At 50.6% G+C, this 21,865-nt stretch carries 18 protein-coding genes; 15 read left to right on the top strand and 3 right to left on the bottom strand.

Features of this window, described 5'->3' with window-relative positions:
• Position 1: 1 nt before the first annotated feature.
• The 11 genes from AC1TPC_RS14705 (at position 2) to AC1TPC_RS14655 (ending at position 12,970) form a co-directional block, all read left to right on the top strand.
• The gene (locus AC1TPC_RS14705; RefSeq protein ID WP_482067578.1) at positions 2 to 1,672 is read left to right on the top strand and encodes an ABC transporter substrate-binding protein; all 1,671 of its coding nucleotides are present in this window, start codon (positions 2 to 4) and stop codon (positions 1,670 to 1,672) included.
• A 35-nt stretch (positions 1,673 to 1,707) separates the two neighbouring features.
• A complete protein-coding gene (locus AC1TPC_RS14700; RefSeq protein ID WP_482067577.1) occupies positions 1,708 to 2,634 on the top strand; it encodes an ABC transporter permease in 927 nt (308 codons plus the stop codon).
• A gap of 18 nt (positions 2,635 to 2,652) precedes the next feature.
• Complete coding sequence (locus tag AC1TPC_RS14695) at positions 2,653 to 3,546, top strand: ABC transporter permease (protein WP_482067576.1); 894 nt, start codon at positions 2,653 to 2,655, stop codon at positions 3,544 to 3,546.
• Positions 3,547 to 3,560: 14 nt separating this feature from the next.
• Positions 3,561 to 5,594 (top strand): ABC transporter ATP-binding protein, encoded by a 2,034-nt coding sequence (locus AC1TPC_RS14690; RefSeq protein ID WP_482067575.1) that lies wholly within the window; start codon positions 3,561 to 3,563, stop codon positions 5,592 to 5,594.
• Positions 5,595 to 5,732: 138 nt separating this feature from the next.
• Entirely contained in the window at positions 5,733 to 6,572 is an 840-nt protein-coding gene (locus AC1TPC_RS14685; RefSeq protein WP_482067704.1) for an STM4015 family protein, read from the top strand.
• Positions 6,545 to 7,795, top strand: coding sequence for an STM4014 family protein (locus AC1TPC_RS14680; protein ID WP_482067574.1), 1,251 nt, complete (start codon positions 6,545 to 6,547; stop codon positions 7,793 to 7,795). Before AC1TPC_RS14685 ends, AC1TPC_RS14680 begins: the two co-directional genes overlap by 28 nt.
• Before the next feature lie 6 nt (positions 7,796 to 7,801).
• The gene (locus tag AC1TPC_RS14675; RefSeq protein ID WP_482067573.1) at positions 7,802 to 8,587 is read left to right on the top strand and encodes an STM4013/SEN3800 family hydrolase; all 786 of its coding nucleotides are present in this window, start codon (positions 7,802 to 7,804) and stop codon (positions 8,585 to 8,587) included.
• Between the two features lie 23 nt (positions 8,588 to 8,610).
• On the top strand, positions 8,611 to 9,960 hold the full coding sequence (locus AC1TPC_RS14670; RefSeq protein ID WP_482067703.1) for an STM4012 family radical SAM protein: 1,350 nt from the start codon (positions 8,611 to 8,613) through the stop codon (positions 9,958 to 9,960).
• The gene (locus AC1TPC_RS14665; protein ID WP_482067572.1) at positions 9,957 to 10,820 is read left to right on the top strand and encodes an STM4011 family radical SAM protein; all 864 of its coding nucleotides are present in this window, start codon (positions 9,957 to 9,959) and stop codon (positions 10,818 to 10,820) included. Before AC1TPC_RS14670 ends, AC1TPC_RS14665 begins: the two co-directional genes overlap by 4 nt.
• Positions 10,821 to 11,038: 218 nt before the next feature.
• Positions 11,039 to 11,569, top strand: a complete 531-nt coding sequence (locus tag AC1TPC_RS14660) for a type 1 glutamine amidotransferase domain-containing protein (protein ID WP_482067571.1) — start codon at positions 11,039 to 11,041, stop codon at positions 11,567 to 11,569.
• A 750-nt stretch (positions 11,570 to 12,319) separates the two neighbouring features.
• Entirely contained in the window at positions 12,320 to 12,970 is a 651-nt protein-coding gene (locus AC1TPC_RS14655; protein WP_482067570.1) for a hypothetical protein, read from the top strand.
• Positions 12,971 to 13,052: 82 nt separating this feature from the next.
• Here AC1TPC_RS14655 and AC1TPC_RS14650 read toward each other — a convergent pair whose 3' ends face one another.
• Positions 13,053 to 13,871, bottom strand: coding sequence for an alpha/beta fold hydrolase (locus AC1TPC_RS14650; protein ID WP_482067569.1), 819 nt, complete (start codon positions 13,869 to 13,871; stop codon positions 13,053 to 13,055).
• A 116-nt stretch (positions 13,872 to 13,987) separates the two neighbouring features.
• On the opposite strand from AC1TPC_RS14650, the gene AC1TPC_RS14645 reads away from it, so the two are divergent.
• Both AC1TPC_RS14645 and AC1TPC_RS14640 read left to right on the top strand, forming a co-directional pair.
• Positions 13,988 to 14,674, top strand: coding sequence for a M50 family metallopeptidase (locus tag AC1TPC_RS14645; protein ID WP_482067568.1), 687 nt, complete (start codon positions 13,988 to 13,990; stop codon positions 14,672 to 14,674).
• Positions 14,675 to 14,700: 26 nt separating this feature from the next.
• Positions 14,701 to 15,519, top strand: coding sequence for a PPK2 family polyphosphate kinase (locus tag AC1TPC_RS14640; RefSeq protein WP_482067567.1), 819 nt, complete (start codon positions 14,701 to 14,703; stop codon positions 15,517 to 15,519).
• A gap of 345 nt (positions 15,520 to 15,864) precedes the next feature.
• Here the strand turns inward: AC1TPC_RS14640 and AC1TPC_RS14635 are convergent, their stop codons facing one another.
• A complete protein-coding gene (locus tag AC1TPC_RS14635) occupies positions 15,865 to 17,616 on the bottom strand; it encodes a sensor histidine kinase (RefSeq protein ID WP_482067566.1) in 1,752 nt (583 codons plus the stop codon).
• Positions 17,613 to 18,368 carry a response regulator transcription factor gene (locus tag AC1TPC_RS14630; RefSeq protein WP_482067565.1) on the bottom strand — a complete coding sequence of 252 codons (756 nt, stop codon included), beginning with the start codon at positions 18,366 to 18,368 and terminating at the stop codon, positions 17,613 to 17,615. Before AC1TPC_RS14630 ends, AC1TPC_RS14635 begins: the two co-directional genes overlap by 4 nt.
• 214 nt (positions 18,369 to 18,582) lie before the next feature.
• Here AC1TPC_RS14630 and AC1TPC_RS14625 point away from each other — a divergent pair, with 214 nt between their 5' ends.
• Together AC1TPC_RS14625 and AC1TPC_RS14620 are read left to right on the top strand one after the other, a co-directional pair.
• A complete protein-coding gene (locus tag AC1TPC_RS14625) occupies positions 18,583 to 19,650 on the top strand; it encodes a peptidoglycan DD-metalloendopeptidase family protein (protein WP_482067564.1) in 1,068 nt (355 codons plus the stop codon).
• Between the two features lie 857 nt (positions 19,651 to 20,507).
• On the top strand, positions 20,508 to 21,749 hold the full coding sequence (locus AC1TPC_RS14620) for a LolA family protein (RefSeq protein ID WP_482067563.1): 1,242 nt from the start codon (positions 20,508 to 20,510) through the stop codon (positions 21,747 to 21,749).
• Positions 21,750 to 21,865 lie beyond the last annotated feature (116 nt).

The raw sequence follows: 21,865 nt of genomic DNA, 5'->3' as shown, positions 1-21,865 counted from the left end.
GATGTTAAAAAAACGAATCAGTTGGAAAACCATTATTGCACTTACGACAGCGTTAGTATTGGTGCTGAGCGGCTGCGCGGGAACGAAGCAAGCAGGCAGCAAGAATGAGGAGACGGAAGCTGGCTCTAGCACGAACGCATCAGCCTCTACAGAGACGATTAAGGGCGGAGAACTAACCTATGCGCTGGCAACGTCGCCGGATAATCTCGACCCGCATCGCAGCGGCTTAGCCGTAGCGGTTCGCGTCATTCGTACGATTCACGATAACCTTGTCGCCCAGCTGACTGACGGCTCGATTGTGCCGTGGCTGGCAACGGAATGGGAAATTTCAGAGGATGGCAAGAGCTATACGTTCAAGCTGCGCCAAGACGTTAAATTTCATGACGGCACACCGTTTAACGCCGAGGCAGTGAAGTATAACTATGATCGGATTCTGAATCCGGAGACTAAAGCCGCTAACTCGGCCGCTTTGATCAGACCTTACAAATCGGCCGAAGTAATCGATGAATTTACCGTCAAGCTGAATCTGGAGACGCCCTCCAATGCGTTTTTAGGCAACCTTAGCCAAGCGCTGGTCAGTATCGTATCGCCGACTGCTGCTCAGAAGCAAGGCGATCAGCTTGGCAAAAATCCGGTTGGAACGGGTCCGTTTAAATTTGTAAGCTGGGAAGAGAATTCGCAAATTACGGTGGAGCGAAATCCCGATTACAAATGGGCGCCGCCTCTGGTTGAGAACAAGGAAGCGCCTTACCTGGATAATGTCACCTTTAAAATAGCGCCCGAGGAGGCTACTCGAATCGGAAGCGTGCAGAGCGGCCAAGTGCTGGCAGGCGAAACGATTCCGCCGCAAAATATTCTCGCGCTTGAGAAGGACGAGAAGCTTCAATTGTTCAAATCGAATACGCGGGGCTTGCCTTATACGTTATTCATCAACCAAACGAAAGCGCCATGGAACGAACTCAAAGCAAGGCAGGCGCTTCAGTCGGCCATTGATGTAGATACCATCGTCAAAACCTTATATTTAGGCACGTATGACCGTGCTTGGTCACCGCTTACACCAGGAACCTTCGGTTATGACAAGTCGCTCGAGAGCGGCGTTAAGCCAGATCTAGGCAAGGCAAATGCACTGCTTGATGAGCTGGGCTACGTGAAGGGCGCCGACGGCTTCCGTGCGAAAGACGGCAAGAAGCTTACGCTTCATTACGTTGACGGCTCGCCGAACCGGGAGAAAAGAAATGATATAGCAGCCATTATCCAGCAGCAATTAAAGCAAATCGGCGTTGCGGTAGAGGTAGAAATTACGAAGGATGTTCGCACGATTGTGTTCGAGAACGGCGACTACGATATTTACGGAAATAGCCAGGTCAACTCCGACCCTGAAGCTTTACGCGCTTTCTATCACTCTGATTCCGTCAGCGTAGGCGGTAAACAGAACCTTGCTGCATACAAAAACGCTGAGGTAGACAGCTGGATCGATCAAGGCTTGATCGAGAAGGACACTGCAAAGCGGCAAGAACTGTACGCAAACGTTCAGAAGGCGATTATCGATCAAGCGGTCATCATTCCGATCTACGTTTTCCCTTATACCATAGCAGCATCCAAGACAGTTAATGGAATCAAGTTTGATTCCCTCGCTTATCCGTTGTTTAATGATGTATTTATTCAAAAATAAGCAGTGGAAGTCATCCTTCCATAAGGAGGTAAGTGATGCTTAAAGCGATTAGTATTCGGTTATTTACCTCCTTGCTCGTCATTTTGGGATCGCTCGTGCTCGTATTTGTCATCGTTTATCTGTTGCCGGGCGACCCTGTCTTATCTATGGTCGACCCAAGCACGGTGTCGCCCGAGGTGATTGCGAGCCTGCGCGCGCAGCTTGGCGTTGATAGGCCGCTCTATGAACAGTTTGGCTCTTATGTAGGGAAGGTTTTGCAAGGGGATTTTGGCAAATCGATCGTAAATGACGAGCCGGTGCTGCCCAAAATTATTGCTCATTTGCCGGCGACGCTTGCTTTGACGGCTGCAAGCTGCTTAATAGCAGCCGTTGTCGGCATCTGGCTCGGGGTGCTGTCGGCGATCCACCGCGATCGCTGGATCGATATAACGGCAAGAATAGTCGGGTTATTCGGCATTTCGATGCCAACCTTTTGGTCGGGCATATTGCTCATTCTTATCTTCTCGATTACGCTCGATTGGTTTCCGGCGATGGGCTCGGAGGGCTGGAAGACGCTTGTGCTGCCGGCTGTCGGGCTAGGCATTGTCGGAGCGGGCTTCGTCGTTCGGCTCGTCCGCAACAGCATGCTTGAAGTGATCAACGAGCCATTTATCGTAACACTGAGAGCTAAGGGCGTATCGGAGAAGCTTGTCATGTACCGGCATGCGCTGCGCAACGCGCTTATTCCAGCCCTGACGATGATCGGCGTTCTTAGCGGCGATCTGCTCGCAGGAACCGTCGTCATCGAAACGGTATTCTCCCGGCAAGGAATCGGGAGAGTCATATCGGATGCGCTAATGTCCAAGGATTTGCCAGTCGTGCAGGGCGTCGTCTTTTTCTCGGCCATTATGTACGTCGTCATCAATTTAATTGTGGACCTCTCTTACCGGATCATTGATCCGAGAGTCAGGCGTTCGCAATAGGCAAAGGGGGAGCTTCACATGAAGGAGACCGCAGTCGCCAAGCCGGCTTGGCCGAGAATTAGGGCAGCACGCAGCTTGGCGCCTAGAAGGGCCAAACTTAATGTATCCAACCTGCTTGTCTATGCAGCTGGTTTTATCGTGCTCTTCATCGTATTGTGCGCGCTTATTCCGGAGCAGATCGCTCCTTATTCGCCAACGGAAATGATCATGACCGATATTATGCTGCCGCCAAGCTTTACGCATTTGTTCGGCACCGATTATTACGGCCGAGATGTCTTTAGCGTAGTTGTCTACGGCAGTCGCGACTCGCTGATGATCGGCTTGGCATCGGTTATTGTCGGCGGCTTTCTTGGCGCTTCGATTGGCGCATTATCGGGGTTTCTTGGCGGCATTTTCGATACGGTCATTATGGGCTTTATCGAGGTGTTGATGACGATTCCCGGCATTCTATTCGCGCTCGCTATTGCGGCTGCGATGGGCCCAAGCTTGTTCAATGTTGTGCTGGCGGTTGCTTTATCAGCCGTTCCGGGCTATGCCAGAGTATTCCGCGGTCAAATTATAAGCATCAAGGGGCGACCGTTCATTACGGCGGCGCGCTCGGTTGGCGCGGGCCATTTGCGCATCTTTTTCCTCCATGTTTTGCCGAATGCTTGGTCGCCGCTGCTCGTGATGGCAACGATCGGCTTAGGCACCTCGATATTGGTAGGATCGGGGCTTAGCTTTCTTGGACTAGGCGTCATTAAGGAAATTCCCGATTGGGGTACGCTGCTGTCGCAAGGAAGAGGCTATTTAACCGTTGCTTGGTGGATGTCCACCTTCCCAGGTCTTGCGATTACTTTACTCGTATTGTCGGTCAATCTGATGGGCGACAAGCTTAGAGACCATATCGATCCGAAGAAAAGCAGAATTTAGGAGGGGGCACTCATTTGAAAACATTGCTTGAAATTGAGCATCTAACCGTCAAGTTTGCTACTCCTAAGGGCTGGTTGACCGCTATTTCGGACGTATCGCTTAGCATGAAGCCGGGCGAGACGGTATGTCTCGTCGGAGAATCCGGCAGCGGCAAGACGATTACTTCCAAATCGGTCATGCGTTTGATCGACTATGAGAATGGCGTAATCGCAAGCGGCGAAATGAAGCTGGACGGCATCGATTTAGTACGCACGCCGCAAAAAGGCATGCGCACGCTGCGCGGCAAAAAAATGGCGATGATCTTTCAGGAGCCGATGTCAGCCTTTGATCCGGTATTCACAATCGGCAGTCAGATTGTAGAGGTCATTGCCGGGCATAAGCTCGGCAGCAGCGAGAAAGCGCGGGAGCGCGCGATTCATTTGCTCGGCCGCGTCGGCATTCCCGAGCCGGAGCTGCGGATGAAGCAGTATCCGGGCGAGCTGTCCGGCGGAATGCTGCAGCGGGCGATGATCGCGATGGCGCTTGCCTGCGGCCCGGAGCTGCTCATCGCTGACGAGCCGACAACGGCGCTCGATATGACGATTCAAGCACAAATTTTGCAGCTGCTGCAGGAGCTTAAGACAGAATTCAATATGTCGATTCTTCTTATTACGCATGACTTGGGCATTGCTGCCGAAATGGCTGATCGCATTATTGTCATGTATGCGGGTCAAGTCGTTGAGCAAGCAACAGCTGAGCAATTGTTTGAGCAACCGCATCATCCTTACACGCAGGGCTTGCTTCGTTCCATTACGACGCTGGACAGCGAGAGAGGCTCCAAGCTGTTCTCCATTGATGGAAGCATTCCGAATTTGTTCGAGCTGCCGACAGGCTGCCGCTTCCACCCAAGGTGTCCGCATGCAACTGACAAATGCGTGAAGGAAAGCCCGCCTCTCTTCGATGTTAATGACCGCCAAGCGGCGTGCTGGTATGCGGAGGAGCTGGCGGAGGCGCAGGCATGGAAACGCACAGATAAGGCAAGCGCTGTTCCAGCTGCGACTGTGATAGAGCGTGTCAGTCTTGTTGCAGAAAAGGCGGCTTTGGCCGAAAATCTATTTGAAATCGAAGGCTTGCGAAAATATTACCCGCTCGGCAAAAGCTTGCTGTTGCGCCGCTCATCCGCGATTCGCGCTGTCGATGACGTGTCCTTCCAGATTCGCAAGGGGGAGACATTTGGCCTTGTCGGTGAATCCGGCAGCGGCAAATCGACGCTCGGCCGCGTTATTATGCAGCTAGAGAAAGCAACGGCAGGCACAGTGACCTTTGCAGGTCAGAAACTAACGGAGATGAAGCAATCCCAGCTGCATGATGTGCGCAAGGATATGCAGATGATCTTTCAAGATCCGTTCGGCTCGATGAATCCTCGCTGGCGAGTGGGCGATATCATTGGGGAACCGCTCTCGATCCACACCTCGCTTAGCGCAGCAGAGAAACAATCGCGAATCGAAGAGCTGCTCCAGCTCGTCGGTCTTAATCCTTCCTGGCATGAGCGTTACCCGCATGAGTTTTCCGGCGGTCAGCGGCAGCGCATCGGCATCGCCAGAGCGATCGCGCTGCGTCCATCCTTCGTGCTTGCCGATGAAGCGGTATCGGCGCTTGATGTATCGGTGCAAGCGCAAATCGTCAATTTGATGCAGGATTTGCAGCAAAGCCTCGGGCTGACGTATTTGTTCATTGCCCATGGCCTTCACGTGGTCAGACATATCTCGAACCGGATCGGCGTCATGTACTTGGGCAAGCTTGTTGAAATTGCCGATAGCGAGGAACTGTTCAAGCACCCTGCGCATCATTATACGAAAGCGCTCATTGCCTCGATTCCTTGGCCGGACCCGTCCCGCAAGAGAGGGCTTCTAACCATTAACGGCGAAATTCCGTCCCCCGCAAATCCCCCCGCAGGCTGCCGCTTTCATACACGCTGCCCCGCTGCGACAGCGCTGTGCAAGAACGAGCAGCCGGAGCTGCAAGAGATTGAACAAGGACACTTCGTAGCCTGTCATTATCCTGCTTAAAAGCCGAGAGCCTCATTTACTGGGGTTCTCGGCTTTTGTCGTTTGCGGGTAGGCACATATGACTAAGGGACCATTGACGGGCTGAAAAACACCATGGTAACCTAATTCCATATGGAAACAATTGGAGGGGTACTCTTGATTGAAATTCGCTTATCGGTTGGCTATGACGAGTATGAAGAAGGGATTAGAATGTCTAGCTTGATCGAAAAATTGGCATCGAGCGAGGATGGCAAAAAGCTGTCTATACTCACGATTGGCGATTGGGGTCAGGCGTATGAGAATTCTCCGGACAGCTTCATGGAATCGTTGATCAGCCATAAGGATGCTTTTCCTAATTTAACGAAACTATTTATTGGAGATATGGGCTTTGAGGAATGCGAGGTTTCCTGGATTAATCAGACGAATCTCTCGCCGCTGCTTGCGGCATTTCCGAATTTGCAGTCGTTATCAATAAAGGGCAGCCAACAATTAAGCTTGCAGCCGCTCGTTCATGATAAGCTGCAGGAGCTGGTCATTATTTGCGGAGGACTGCCGAAGTCGGTGCTTGAGGAAATTACGAGCGCGAGGCTGCCGGAATTGAAAAGGCTGGAGCTTTATTTGGGCGTTGAGGATTACGGCTTTGACGGCGGAATCGAGGATGTGCTGCTGCTGATGAAGGGGGATCTATTCCCGAAGCTTACTTATTTAGGCTTAAAAGACAGCGAAATTCAGGACGAAATTGCGATTGCGATCACGGATGCGCCGATTTTGGACCAGTTGGATACGCTCGATCTCTCTTACGGCACGCTTTCTGATGAAGGTGGGGCAGCGCTGCTTGCGAGCGAGCGCATTAGGAAGTTGAAGCATCTTAATCTCAGCTATCACTACATGACGGGCGAGCTGCTGGAGCGCTGGAAGCAATCGGGCATGTCGGTCGACGTGACCGATCAGCAGGAAGCGGATGAAGACGATTGGCGTTACCCATTTCTAACCGAGTGATGGGCAGCTATTCAATCGGAGGCAGAGAGACTCCCTTTCTATTAATAGGGAATCCAGCAAACAAAAGGACAATGGGTCTGCAGGCGGCAAGAAGCAAGCTGGGGCTGGCTCCGGCTGTCGTGCTCTCGTATGAGCAGCTGCTTAAGCGGAACGTGTACATACAAGATGTACTGCAACAAATGACAAGCGGCGGAGAGATCATCATACGGCTTGATGCGCCCGGCGAGGACCAGGCGGTTGAACGGGAGCTGATCGCTTGGGGAGCACCCGACCGCAGTGGTGACGATGTCTTCTGGTCTGCATGCTCGCTGCCTGAGCGCATTTCGATATCGGCTGCGGACGCGCTTGCTCTTCCTCTCCAGCATGGACAAATCTATTATCCGGCGCAGTGGTACCGCGGCTATTGCCGATTTCTTGCCGCTATGCACCGGGAGGTAAGGGCTTCAAAGATAGCCGTCCGCTGGGTCAATTCGCCAGGCAGCATCGCGAGCATGTTCGACAAAAGAAGCTGCTGGCAGCTATTGTCGCGGCTCGGCCTACGCGTGCCGGCTTTGCCGGCGCCTGTCGGATCGATCAAAAGCTACGATGAGCTGCAGGCGGCAATCTCGATCAGCGGAATGAGGCGGCTGTTCATTAAGCTCGCCTGCGGATCTGGCGCTTCCGGCGTTATCGCTTACCAGATCAACCCGCGGACAGGCGCTGAGCTAGCCATAACGACCATTGGCATTGAGGAGCAAGCCGGAAGCAGCAGCTTTTACAATGCCGGCCTGCTGAGGCGTTACCGAGAGCATTCCGATATTAGGCAAATCATTGACTGGGTATGCAGGGAAGGCGCGCATATCGAGCGCTGGATCGAGAAGGACAGCTTCGAGAGCAAGTCGTTTGACGTGCGCCAGCTCGTCGTGAATGGCGAGGCTTGCCATACGGTGCTGCGGCTGAGCAGCACGCCTATTACCAATCTGCACCTTCGCAACGAGCGAAGGATGGATATCGACGAGCTGCTATCCGCCGAGGTGATGCAAGCGGTGAAGCTAACGGCGGAAGCTGCGCTCCGTGCTTTTCCTGGAAGCCGGGCGGCGGGCGTGGATGTGCTCGTTCAAAGAGGCAGCGGACTTACGTATGCAATAGATATTAATCCATTTGGCGATTTGCTCTATGGTGCCGAGTATGAGGGGATGAACACCTATGAATGGCAAATGCGCGAGCTTCTCAGAAAGGAATAGCAACGTATGCTGGATATGAACCAAATCGTGGGTTCCCACGATATTTTGATGATTACGCTCGACACGCTGCGCTATGACGTGGCGAAGCTGGAGGAAGCGAACTGTCCGAACCTTTGCGCAGGCGGAGGGTGGGAGATGCGGCATTCGCCGGGCAGCTTTACATATGCGGCCCATCATGCTTTTTTCGGCGGCTTTCTGCCGACTCCGGCGAACACGGACAAAGCTTCTCATGTTAGACTTTTCCACACCAAACATACAGGGCTCAAGACGCACCCTCATACCTGGTTATTTGACGCTCCGGATCTCGTATCCGGCTTGCAGGAGGCTGGCTACCGGACGATCTGCATCGGGGGCGTCATTTTTTTTACGAAGAAAAACAAGCTTGCCAAGGTGCTTCCCAGTTATTTTCAAGAAAGCTATTGGCGGATGACCTTTGGGGTGACCAATCCCCGCTCGACCGAGCATCAGGTAAATCATGCGCTGAAGCTGCTGGAGCAGGCAGATCCCGCTGAAAGACTGTTTTTGTTTATGAATATATCCGCCATGCACGGGCCTAATCACTACTTCGTGCCTGGCGCGAAAAAGGATTCCGTAGAGACGCAGCGCGCGGCGCTTCGCTATGTGGACAGTCAGCTTGGCGTGTTGTTCGAAGCAATGAGGCGCCGGGGCAAAACGCTTTGCCTAGCGTTCTCCGATCATGGGACGGCTTACGGCGAGGACGGCTACGAGGGACATCGTTTGGCGCATGAGGTCGTTTGGAACGTGCCTTATCGCGAGTTTATATTGGAATAAGGAGGGCAAGCAGCTTGCAGCATATCTCATCGCAACAATCTTCTCCCGAGCTGCGGGAGCGGGAGCAGCGGTTTACGCAGGCTCCATACCGATCATACCTGTATTCCTATCCGCACAAGACGGCTTATCGCGATTTGCAGCCCGCACAATCGCTGAAGGAGCTGTGGGAGCGGGATCAAACGGACTATCACTTTTTGTATATGCACATTCCTTTTTGCGGAGCGCGCTGCGGCTTTTGCAATTTATTTACGCTGCCGGACCGGCGTGTGGATGTCCATGAGCAATATGTTGATGCGCTTCAGCGTCAAGCGGAGCAATGGGCCCCTTGGTTCCAAAATCGATCGTTCTCCAGATTCGCAATTGGCGGCGGAACGCCAACGCTGCTGGAAGCGAGCCAACTGAACCGGTTATTCGACATTGCTGAGCATACGATGGGGCTTGATCCCGTGCTGGCATCGATATCGGTAGAAACGTCTCCGGAGACGGTAACCGCAGATCGGATGCGTGTGCTGAAGGATAGGCTCGTTGACCGCGTCAGCATGGGTATCCAAAGCTTTGTGGAGGAGGAAGCCGCAGCCATCTACCGTCCGCAGAAGCCGCGTATTGCGGAAGAATCGCTGGAAACGCTGATGAGCTATCAATTTCCGCTCGTTAATGTAGATCTTATCTATGGCTTGCCTGGGCAAAAAGAGGATACATGGCTGTTCTCGCTTGAGAAGGCGATCAGTTACGGTCCGGGCGAAATATTTATTTACCCGCTTTATACGCGCGAAAATACGATTTTGAAGCCTGAGCAAATGCGCAGCGCAGGAGACGATATTAGGCTCTCGCTTTATCATATTGCAAGGCAGCGTCTGGAAGCCGCGGGCTACAGGCAATATTCGATGAGGCGTTTTGCGAAGGATATTCCTTTTAATCATAAGAACTTGTTGCCCTTCAGCTGCCAGGAGGAAGGCATGGTTGGCCTCGGCTGCGGAGCCCGTTCCTATACGCGCGAGATACACTATGCTTCACGATACGGCGTAAGCACGGCGGCGACAAGAAGCATCATTGAGGATTACGTAACAGCTGAGCGCCACGATACGGCAGATTACGGCTTTATTTTGAGCGAAGCGGAGCAAAAGCGCAGGTATATTCTAAAGGCGCTGCTGCACCGGGAGGGACTTGCGCTATCCGCATACGAAGGGCGTTTCGGAACTGATCTGCTGGAGGAGCAGCCCGATTTGAAGGAGCTGCTTGGCGCCGGACTAGCCGAGCTTGATGCAGGAATATTGCGGCTGACGACGGATGGCTTGGCTTATTCGGACGCCATCGGTGATGAGCTTATCTCGGGCGAGGTAAGAGAGCTGATGAACGGGTATGTCATCCGGTGAAGGCGGTGCTCTATTACCGAGGTGCATTGTCGTCATGCAATTATGACTGTCCGTACTGTCCCTTCAGCAAGACAAAGGATAGCAAGGAGACGCTTGCGAAGGATAAGCAGCAGCTTCAAGCTTTCATGGAATGGGTTAGCGAGCAAGGTGCGGCGGGTCATCAGCTCTCGATTTTCTTTAATCCATATGGAGAGGCGCTTGTTCACCGCTGGTATCGCGATGCGATGATCGAGCTTTCCCATTTGGCGCATGTAGTGAAGGTTGCAGTGCAGACCAATTTATCCGTTAAGCTTGAATGGACGCAGCAGCTTGCGAAGGACAAAGCAGCGTTCTGGGCAACCTATCATCCCGGTCAAACGAGCCAAGCTCATTTTCTAGGCCAATGTATGAAGCTGTATGAGCAGGGAATTTCGTTCAGCGTAGGCTCAGTAGGCATTCGAAGCGCGTTTGACGCCATTGCTCAACTGCGAGAGCTGCTGCCGGAGGATGTCTACCTATGGGTGAACGCTTTTAAGGATCGGAAAGCTTACTATACGGAGGATGAGGTTGCGTATTTAACGCAAATCGATCCTTACTTTGGGCTGAATGTGCCCGATTACGACAGCCTCGGCAAGCCGTGCGGCGCAGGGGCGAATGTGTTTTACGTGCAGGGTGCCGGCATCGTCAAGCGCTGCTACAGCGATCGGAAAGTCATTGGACATCTCTATAGGGACGGACTTACGGGCCTCGCTGCCGAGCGGCCTTGCGGGATGAAAAAATGCGGCTGCTACATCGGCTACATTCATATGCCGGAGCTGGGGCTGGAACAGGTTTATGGGGATCGTTTGCTGGAGCGAATACCGGCTGGCTTTGCTCGGTAAACGCACTGCCGCTATGCAGATTGCAATGAATCAGTTGCTGAGTCAAAATAATAAGTCGCAAATATTAGCGCAGCTGCAAGCATAGCAAAAGGATGAAGGGAGCCGAGCGGCTCCCTTTATTCGTGTATGAGCAATAGGGCGGGGCTTGCTTGCTTCAAAATCGCTCGATTGGGGTACAGTACATTATGGATTGAATACTGAGAGGAGCGTGCATATTGATGACGCAGGCGAAGAAGGTTGCTTTTCTACTAGCCAATGATTTTGAAGATTCCGAGATGAAGAACCCTTATGATGAAATGGTGAAAAATGGGCATGAGGCCGTTATTATTAGCTTGAAGAGCAATGAGGAGCTGAAAGGAAAGCAGGGCACGATTGCGTATACCTCTCACTTGGGTATTGCAGAGGCGAATGCGAGCGATTATGCTGCCATCATTATTCCCGGCGGAAAATCGCCATCCTACCTCATGAATAACGCGGATGTGCAAGCCTTCGTCAAGGAGGCCGATCAAGCCGGCACGACGATTGCGGCTATTTGCCACGGTCCGCAAATATTGGAGACGGCAGGCCTGCTCAAGGGCCGTACGCTTACCGCATATCCGGGCATCTCGTCGGAGATTAAGGCTGCGGGAGGAAACTTCGTTGACAAAGAGGTCGTCGTGGACCGCAACTGGGTGACGTCACGGACGCCTGAGGATGAGCCAGCTTTCATTCGCGAAACGATTGATAAGCTTGGCGTAAACGCATGGTAGGCTGAGCTCTATACGCGAGGATGGAAGCGTGTGTTATGAGCGCAGTCATGCCGGATTTGAGATCACCGCATATAAACAGTTGAGGTTTCACAAATTTAACTCCCAATAAGAAAACGAACACTAGAAGCAGAAGCATTCTAGTTGCTCGTTTTCTTATTTTTGTTCTAAACAAATTAGTGTAATAATGAGCCCTTTTATGAGCAAATAACTTTTTTTGCCGAAGTCATTCATTTAAAAAAAGCGTCATACAGCCCCGGTGCTTTAGAATGGATGAAGCGACAACCCATCCAGCACCCGAGCAACCCAGCAAGCAGCACCTCAGCCCCCAATAACCGATGAACTCAGCAACCAAGCAACTCACCAGATCCAACCTGCCTCAAGCTTTATGGATGAGGATTAACAGGTTTTTCCAGCTAAATGGTTTATTTACCTTCTCAACGAAAAATTAACGGGATATTTTCCAGTTACTTCTGTTCACTGGTCATGTTTAAAGGTTACTGGTGAATGAGATAATGCGAGGTGGTTGAGATCATCTATCACAACGCGGTGGGAGTATCTATGGGTGGGAATGTGTCGAAAAACTAGCTGGACATTTTTGTTTTTTCCTCAATAGCAATGGTGAGAGGTCGTTGGCTGCTTATGAGATTATGCGGGGAGTACAGGCTCGTCAAAATTGTTTTCCGTACCTAATTGAAGTATATTTGAAATATAGCTGCTACTTTCACTTCATGTTAAGGAGGACATGCTTGGATGCCCGATACTGCGTTTGAGAAACATATGGACAAGTCTGCCGCCGCCCCGGGTATTCAATCATCCTCAAAAGTGAGTAAATCTGCCGTTATAGAAATGGGTTTAAAATCTTTAAGTGAGCTTGGCGCGAATCACATTTGCAAGGTTTGCATCGCAAATAGCGGCTCATGCTGCAACGGCTGCCAGCATTTGCTCGACGGCGTAGGCTGCCAGAAGCGAAATACGGGCTGTACCGCATGGTTATGCGGCTTTCATAAATATTTATTTTACGAGGTTGGTCAATTAGAGGAATGGAATGAATTTTGGAGCCAGGTGCCTGGCCAAGATTTCCGGGAGGACTTCACACCCGAGCATCTTACGATAGAGAAAAAATTGCACAGTCAGCAGCACACGCTGGATCATCTTGGCGAAGCGCTCGCAGCGGATTTGCAGGAAATGGTTAGGTCCCATATTGCTATCGGCTTCATCCTGACGCTGCGGGAGAAGCTGGATAAAAATATCGACTTGCTTATGAACGGCGATAACGACCATAAGAAGAAAATACGAATAAAAAGAAAAATCAAAGTACTGACGAGCGACTTCCAGCGCTTCCACTACTTATTGGCTAAATATCACGAGCAGCAAGCTGATGATATGACCCCTTGCCACTAACACTTAGGCGGAATCGCTTAACCTACTTCGAAAAACGCAAAAAGGCGGAACAGGACTTATCCTGCTCCGCCTTTTATTAGGTTTATTTTAAAAATTCCAGCAGCTCCTTATTGAATCTGGCTGGCTCATCAAAAAGCATGCCGTGGCCGCTTTGCTCGAAAGTTACGAGCGTCGAGCCGTCAATGCCGTTCAGCAGCTGCTTCGCAAGCTCAGGCGGACAGATCGTATCGAGCGAGCCTTGGAAAATCGTTGTAGCCGTTTTGATTTGCAGCATATCGGAGCGTAAATCCTCGTCGCGAAGCGATTCGAACGTACGAACCGTTCCCCAAGCGGAGGCTTCGAGTCCAAGCTGCTGCAGCCAATCCTTAATGGGCTCACTTATCGCTTCTGCATCCGCTGCTTTAGCCATAAACTTCTCCCCAAAGTCGCGCAGCAGCTGCGGCCGGTCCTTTTTGACGGCGGCGATTTGGGCGTCAGCGTCTTCCCTCTTCATGCCGAACGGAAAATCATCCCGCTGCGTGAATGACGGTGCTGCCGCGCCAAGCAGCGCAAGTTTGCGGATGCCATATCCGCCATATCGCGCCATATAACGGACAGCTATCGCTCCGCCAACGGAGAAGCCGACCAGATAAGCTTGATCCAGCTTCAAATAATCGACAACCGCTTTTACGTCATCTGCAAGCCGATCATAGTCGTAGCCCGTTGCCGGTGCGTGAGATTTGCCGAAGCCGCGCTGGTCAATTCCGATGCAGCGGTAGCCTTGTTCTGACAGCAGAGTGAACTGATATTCAAACATCTGGCTGCTCAGCGGCCAGCCATGTAGAAAGATGACAGGAGTGCCGGAGCCGATATCCTCAACGTACAGCCTTACGTTTTTTTCAACCTCAATGTAACGTCCCATAATATCTCTCCTCTCGCTTCTATTCTTTTACTTACCCATTTAACGATCGTTTGAAAAATAAATCTTTCTCATTCGTATATGAGTTAAAATAAAAGCAGAGGATTGGAGGCTGATGCATGTTTTCTTGGCTTAGAATGGCGGTAATCCTTATCGTTACGATTTTTTTGACCCGGTTCATTCCGTTTTCGGCATTTTTTCAAAATGTAAACACATTGGTCCACGAGCTTGCCCATGCGCTGGCGACGCTGCTGCTTAAGGGGAGCGTCATGCATATTTACTTGTACGCTGATCAGAGCGGGGTGACCTATACGGCGTATACTAACAGCTGGATGGTCATTCCGATAGCTCTTGCGGGTTACACCGGCTCCGCTTTGTTTTCATTGCTGCTTTTCTATTTGCATGCGAAAGGGAAGGAACGCTTTGGACTCGCCTTAATTGCGGCAGCAGCGGGAGTCGCGCTTGCGCTATTCGTTCGAAACGGGTATGGGATGGCTTGGAGCGCGGGTTTTACGGCACTGACGGTACTCATTTATTTGGCTGCACCAAGCTGGCTGCGGACCGGTTATTATTTGCTGCTCGCCTTCATATGTCTGGTGGAATCAGTCATTAGTCCGTTTATTTTGTTTTATATTGCGGTTACCGAGCCGGCTTCGGCGGGAGATGCAGCTAGTCTAAGCGGAGCAACGTTTTTTCCGGCCTTTGTATGGTCAGCTATTTTTTGCGTCTTTGCGCTATGGTGCGCCAAAATCGCGATCGGTTATTTGTTTAGGAGAAAGCCCAGTGGGATAGTAATGAATAAATAATAATGATGGGGAAGGCTGTGTTGAAAATGTCCAAGAGCTATAGGCTGCCCGCAAGAAAAAAAGTGGATTTGACGGACATCGATCCGAAGGATACAGGCCGCTTTCTGAGCAAGGAAGAAGCTGCCCAGGAGGTCGAGGAGCTCGAGCAGGAGCTGCAGCATTTGCAGGAGAAGCTTGCCGCCGGTAAACAACAGGCGGTGCTGTTTATTTTTCAAGGCATGGATTGCAGCGGGAAAGATGGGGTCATTAAGAAAGTGTTTGCCGGACTGCATCCGCAGGGCATATCTGCCCACAGCTTCAAGGCGCCGACGGAGGAGGAAGCGCGGCATGATTTTTTGTGGAGAGCGCATCGCGCAGTTCCCGCCCTTGGTCAAATCGCTGTCTTTAATCGTTCCTACTATGAGGAAGTGCTCATCACGAGAGTGCATGGCAAGGTGAAGGACGAGGAGGCCAGGCAGCGGTTTAAGCATATCAATCATTTTGAAGCTTTGTTGGCCGATAGCGGTGTGAAGGTGGTCAAAATCTTTTTGCATATTTCCAAGCAGTTCCAGCTGGAGAAGCTTATAAGCCGAATCGAGGACCCGAGTAAAAACTGGAAGTTTGACCCTTCCGATTTATTGGAGCGCAAATCGTGGAAGCAATATCGCGGGTATTACGAAGAGCTGTTCGAGAAATGCAGCAAAGAGGCCCCGTGGCATGTGGTTCCTTCTGATCATAGATGGTATCGCAATTATGCAGTGCTCCAAATCGCAGTAGAAGCTATGCGAAGCTTGGAGCTGAAGGAGCCGCCAGCGAGTCCCGAGCTGCAGCTGCTGCTGGAGGATCTCAAGAAAGAGGAGGATTAGTACGGTCATCCTTGCTCCCTAGTAGTCCATTACTCTACACCATGGTATTATAAATGTGGAAATAAACGGGATATGGACGAAGACATATAGGGGGCATTATGCAAAAAGGCAATGATCGGATGAGAAAGAAATGGTGGTCATCGACGCTTGCTGTCTTTGTACGGGGCAGGGCTTAGCATTTCAAGCAAAAGCGAGCGGGGCACAACGATAACCTTCGAGGTGCCAGCTTCAAAAACCAAGCGTTTAAGCAGCATTCTTCTTCGGTTATCCCTATGACTGTCTCAAAAGCAGCCTACAGGGATAACCTTCTTTTTTATTCATAAAAGCATAGATGATTGGATTCGGTTATCCTGTTCCATTCCAAATTAATCGGATAATAGTACCTCTCCCCAAGGCTGTATCCACTGTAATTCGGCCGCCCATAGACTCGATCAGCCCTTTGGATACGGCCATGCCAAGTCCAGTCCCATTTGGCGTTGCAGAAGTATCCGTGCCTCGATAGTACCGCTCGAAAAGCTTATTTAATGTATCCTCATCCATTCCAGAGCCGTTATCCGCGAATTGAATCGTTAGTCCTTCATCTGCCTCAATACTGACGGTGAGCACCGTATCAGGCGGGTTGTGAAGCAGCGAGTTGGCCGTCAGGTTGTTGACCACCCGCTCTAGCCAGGGGGTGTATAAGTTAACAACCACTGCTGTATGCGACTCGTGAAACACAATTCTTTCCCTGCCGTACTCAGGGTTCGCGGCTGCTTGCTCTAGCGCCCCTCGCAGCCAGCTGTTTAAATCAACCTCCTCTGCCTCTGGCGGACGAACGCCGGTTTTCAGCCGGTAAGTCATCGCAAGATCACTGATCAGCATATCCATATGTGCAGATTTGTCGAGCATGCTGCTGGAAAATTTACGAACCTCCTCCATCGACCATTCATATTTAGGCTCCGCTAGCAAATGCGCATAGCCTTTAATAGATGACAACGGCGTTTTCAAATCATGCGTAATTCCCGCGATCCATTCCTCTCGCAAGCTATCGGTTTGATGCCGCAAGGCTTGGTCACGCTGCAAGGTGTCTGATAGCTTATCGATCGAATGCATGACCTCGGCAAAGACTCGGTAACGGCGCCTCCACTTGCCCGAATGCGTTCGGCTGTGGCGGATGCCTTTGTGGTCACCAGGCTCTTTATATTCGCCTTTGCCCAGCGTATCGAGCCAAGTCAGCATATGAAGCATAGGCCCGCCAAAACGATGCGCATTCCACAGAGATAGCAGCAGGAACAAGGCTAGAATGGTTGTGAACATGGCGATTATGCCGATTAACACCACTTTTGCTTCCTCTGGAACAAGCAGGTTATTTCCTCCATTGCTGCTTCTGGCATTAGGCAGGCCGATTACCCATGTACGGCCGGTCTCATCCTCATAGGAGGAAGTGAGATGGAAGCCGTACCGCTCATTGTATAGCGTGCGGAGGGAAAGCTCTTGAAGCGTGTAATTAGCCGGAATGACATCAGGTCTGTTATAGGAAGCAAGCTCATGGCCGGCCGCATCGAGCAATTGAACGAAGCCGCCAAGCTGTACGATGCGCTCCATTGTTCCTCCTGGAAGCAGCAGCTTGCCGTCTGAGGATATTTTTCCGCTGCTTCTGGCTTCGTTTAATAAGGGATCGATTTGGTTTGGAGCACCGTACAACAGTGTGTAACGCTTGCTGCCCTTGTCTTGAATCCACAAATAAAGATGATAAGGATATGGCTTTTCACCATTCCAGTACGCGATCAGCTCGCCTGGATTGTATCGCAGCGGAACGTCTTTAGGTGTATTGTAGGATTGCTCTACCTTGCCATTTTCGTCCAAGCTTTGCAGCCATCCATCGTTTTTCTTTACCTGCTCGAGCAGATGCGGATCGAATCGTATGCCATTTTTGCCAAGCTCGGAAGATTCTACGAGTCGAGCCAGCCCAACCGATGCGAAATCATGGGAAACGCTAATATCGGCAAAGCGTTTAACGACCCAGATGACCGTTATGGCTGCGATTAGAAGGACAACCAAGCCGGCGATTGCGAGCTGGAGGACAAACCGCATCGTTAGCTGACGTTTTATGGTCATAATGAATGGGTTCTCCTTGATTCGTTTTGAATTAGCTTGTAGCCTAGTCCTCTCATATTGACGATAAAGCGCGGATTCGATGGTTCCGGCTCGATCCGCTCCCTGATGCGGTGAATATGGACCATAACGGTATTGTCATCATGGAGCGAATCCTCGCCCCATACGCATTCATAGAGCTCGCTTTTGCTGAAAATGCGATTTGGATTTTTGCACAAGAAGAGCAGCAATTGAAATACAAGCGCTGGACAGGGCACCGACTTTTGATCGACCGTTAGCTCTCCTGCCGTTTCATCGACCTGAAACCGTCCGTAATCGTATACGGTGGATGCTCTGTTAGAGAGTTTCTCTGGCTCTGCTTCAATGGCAAGCTGGCTTGCGGACGCTAGGTAACGACGCAGATGAGAGCGGATCCGTGCGACGACCTCAAGCGGGTTGAATGGTTTCGTAATGTAATCGTCGCCGCCAACCGCGAAGCCGGTCAGCTTATCGAAGTCAGTCGTTCGAGCGGTTAGGAATAGGATCGGGGCATTCGTCGTTTGGCGGAGAAAAGGACAGATGTCGATTCCGCTGCGTCCCGGCAAGTGAACGTCTAGTACGATTAAATCATAGGTTTTGGCTTCGCAGGCTGCGATAGCCGCTTCCCCTGTGCTCGCGGTATCCACATTCGTATACCCCTCCTTGTGGAGTACAGTCATCAGAAGCTCTAAAATGGATTGCTCGTCTTCGACAAGCAAAATAGCCGCGTCGTTCATTCTTTCAATCCCTTCGTCAAAATCGTCATTTACTCCATCATAGCATGAAATTTTTGGCTAAAACCAAAAGTTGTCTTAACGGAAGCTTAATTCGTTTGCTGCCTTTGATGAAGAAAGTTAAGGCTGAGGCAATAGAGCGTTTCGTTAGGCATAAGACTTCGTTGCTAGAATGAGGGAGACAAAATTGATTTTGAAAGAAAGCGGGGAATTAGCAATGAATAAAAAACAGAGCAATACGTTTAACGGGGTCATTACGTTTGGCAAGACAGCAATGGCAGCAGGTGTGCTTGCTGTTCTCGTTACGGCTTGTGGAGGCGGGAATAACGCGGCGACAAACAATAGTGATCCGACAGGCAGTCCGGCTGTTACGGATACTGAAGCAACGGCTAATCCAAAAGAGACAGCAGCAGCAGTGGGAGATGCGCTGAAACCGGAGGAACTGCCTCAAGCGCTGCTTGACGGCAAATATGACGTTATTTATGATCATTTGAGCGCGGATTTCCAGAAACAATTGACGAAAGAGGATTTTTTGAGCAGAGCGACGGATTTTGTAAAGGGGATCGAGTCATTCGAGCAGGCTTCTATCATGCAGCATAATGGCGGCAAGATGCATAATTGGGTTAGCAACTCCAAAGAAAAGGGACTTACGGCAGTTTTTGATGACAAAGGGGTAATCTTGGGGCTGCAAATCAAGCAGCTTTCCTATTGGCCTGAAACCGATAAGAACAAGACAAAAATCGAATACGATTGGCCGCTCCGCGGCGATTGGTTTGTATTTTGGGGTGGAGAGAATGCGCTTGTAAATTATCATTATGAGCACGAAAGCCAGCGGTATGCCTACGACATCGTACAGAGCAAGAATGGGTATTCCTACAAGGGAGATCCACTCAAAAATGAAAGCTATTATGCCTATGGTCAACCTGTGCTTGCGCCAGCAGATGGGGAGGTTGTCTCAGTCGTAAACGATGTTCCAGATAACGAGCCCGTCGGCGTCATGAACGAGAAGGCGCCAGCCGGCAATGTAGTCGTTATTGATCATGGCAACGGCGAATACAGCTATCTGGCTCATATGAAAAAAGGCTCCGTCATCGTTAAGGCAGGCGATCAGGTCAAGCGCGGAGATGAGATGGGCAAGCTCGGCAATTCGGGCAACTCAAGCGAGGCGCATCTTCATTTTCAAGTGTCTGATGGCGCGAATTTGTTTGAATCCCGTTCGATAAATATTAATTGGAAGGGCGGAATCAAGCCAATACAGGGCGAGACGATAACGTCTGCCGAGTAGAAACCGCAAATCGCAAAAGCTACGGGCGACGAGATCATCCAATCTTTTAAGATAGCATAATTCAAAATGAATGGAGCAGTCCCAAAAGTAGTATGCTCGCTGGGAGACAGCTCGCTTTGAATGGAATGTTGGAAGTGAAAAAATAGCGGTACAGGGGGCTATTCCTGTACCGCTATTTTTCTATTCAGGTCTATGGTTGCTTGGCTTCATGAGATTGTGGGCAAGCGAAAGTCTCCCCGCCTCCAGGCTTACCTATGGCAAGCCACGATGCAGGAATCGGCGGAATCCCCAGTTCTTCTGCAGTCTCGGGTTCAAAACATTTATGTGGCTGAGCCCTCTTGGGTCAGCATGAACGGGAAAAACTCCCGTTATTTCAAGTGATTTTTGGCAAAAGTCAGGTTTAGATGGATTTTCTCCCGTTAATATCTCGCATTTGACCCTATTTCGGTGAAAGTGCTCTGACTAACGGGAGTTTTTCCAGCTAAATGAACAAACTGGCGACTTATCAGGAAAATAGATGGAGTTTTTCCTGTTCATTCCACAGAACCGAAATGATTTGAGCTAGCATGTTATTTCAAACTTACGGGTTAGAACAATGAATGCTGGAATAAGCGAAAAAGCCCGTGAAAAGTAAGGTTAAAGAGCGAATGACAGGAGCTCCAGGGCTTTTCAAGAAGCACTCCACCCGCAGGATACGATTGTACAAATTCCGCGAAGGACTCGGCCTCTCGGTTCTTAATCACTCCTGTGACAAATTAAAAATTTGGTCAAGCACATGCCAGTCCGCATAATTGGTCAAGTCCCCTCATAGACATGTTATCAGCCAGTAAAAAACAATGTGCAGAGGGGATGATTACATGCGTCGCATGACATGGACCGCGGCAATATTATTATGCTTTTCATTAGTATTAGCTGCTTGCGGAACGAAGGACGCCGAGTCCGTGGTTAAGGAGCTCGACAAGGTAGTAAACAGCATGGAGAGCTATCAAGGAAGCGGTACGATGACGCTGCGTACAGGACAGCAGCCACTAGAGTATAAAGTGGAGGTTTCCTATCAAAAGCCGCAGTATTATCGGATCAAGCTGACGAATGAAGAGAAGGATATTACACAAATCGTGCTTCGCAATGACGACGGCGTATTCGTACTCACTCCGAAGCTGAATAAAGTGTTCCGCTTCCAAAGCGATTGGCCGCAAAACCAAGGTCAAGTCTACTTGTACCAAACGCTCATTCAGAGCATTCTAGTGGATAATTCACGACAGTTTGTCATTGATGATGATGCTTATGTATTTGACGTAATGGCAAATTATAATAACGGCTCCTTAGCCCGTCAGAAGATTTGGCTGAATAAATCGGATTACAAGCCGGTTCAGGTCGAAGTCAGTGATACAAACGCAGCGGTTATGGTTGAGGTGAAATTTGATACGTTCGATTTTGGACCGAAATTCGACAAGGCTGTATTCGAGACAGAGGCGAATATGAACGCTGCGCCTTCCAGCCAAACGACGGAAGAGCCGACGATGACGACGCCTGAGGAAGATGGTAATGCTGCGTCAGGCAATGCAACAGATAATACGGATGGCAATACGAGTGTAGATGCAAATGAGGACGGAGCAGCACCAGAAAACGAAGGCGATCAAAGCGGCAATCAGCCTGAAGATGACGCCGCAGTAGACGGAAATGACCAAACGAACGACAGCGGCAACGCGGCTGAGAGTGAAGGCGACGATGCAGCAACCGGGGCAAAACCGGAAGAGGAAGCAGATTTCACTGCTATGACTCCTTCGTATACACCTGATGGCGTATCGGAACCAGAATTAGTCGACATCGTGTTTGGCGGCAATCCAGGCTTAATGAGCCGTTACACAGGCGATTACAGCTACACGCTTATTCAAACGGAGCCAAAAGATGTGGCAACATCGTACGTGCCAGGACTGCTGGTTGATCTCGGATTTACGATGGGGCAGCTGAGCGGCGATGAGCAGCAAACGCTCACCTGGACTTACGAGGGTCATCAATTCCGGCTTACAAGCGCAAATCTGCCTGAGACCGAAATGATTAAGATCGCGCAATCGGTTCAGGGTGGAATCGGGAAATAAAGCTGGGAAACAGCAGAATTTCCAAGACGTACTAGCCATTTCCGGGGTTCGTTTCATTGACAGTCGCAGCGGCAACGTATAACATTATTGCTATTGATGTTTGCTGCTCGGACTGT

The sequence above is a fragment of the Paenibacillus sp. Y280 genome (genome assembly GCF_056786335.1).
This window is presented reverse-complemented; position numbering and strand designations above follow the sequence as displayed.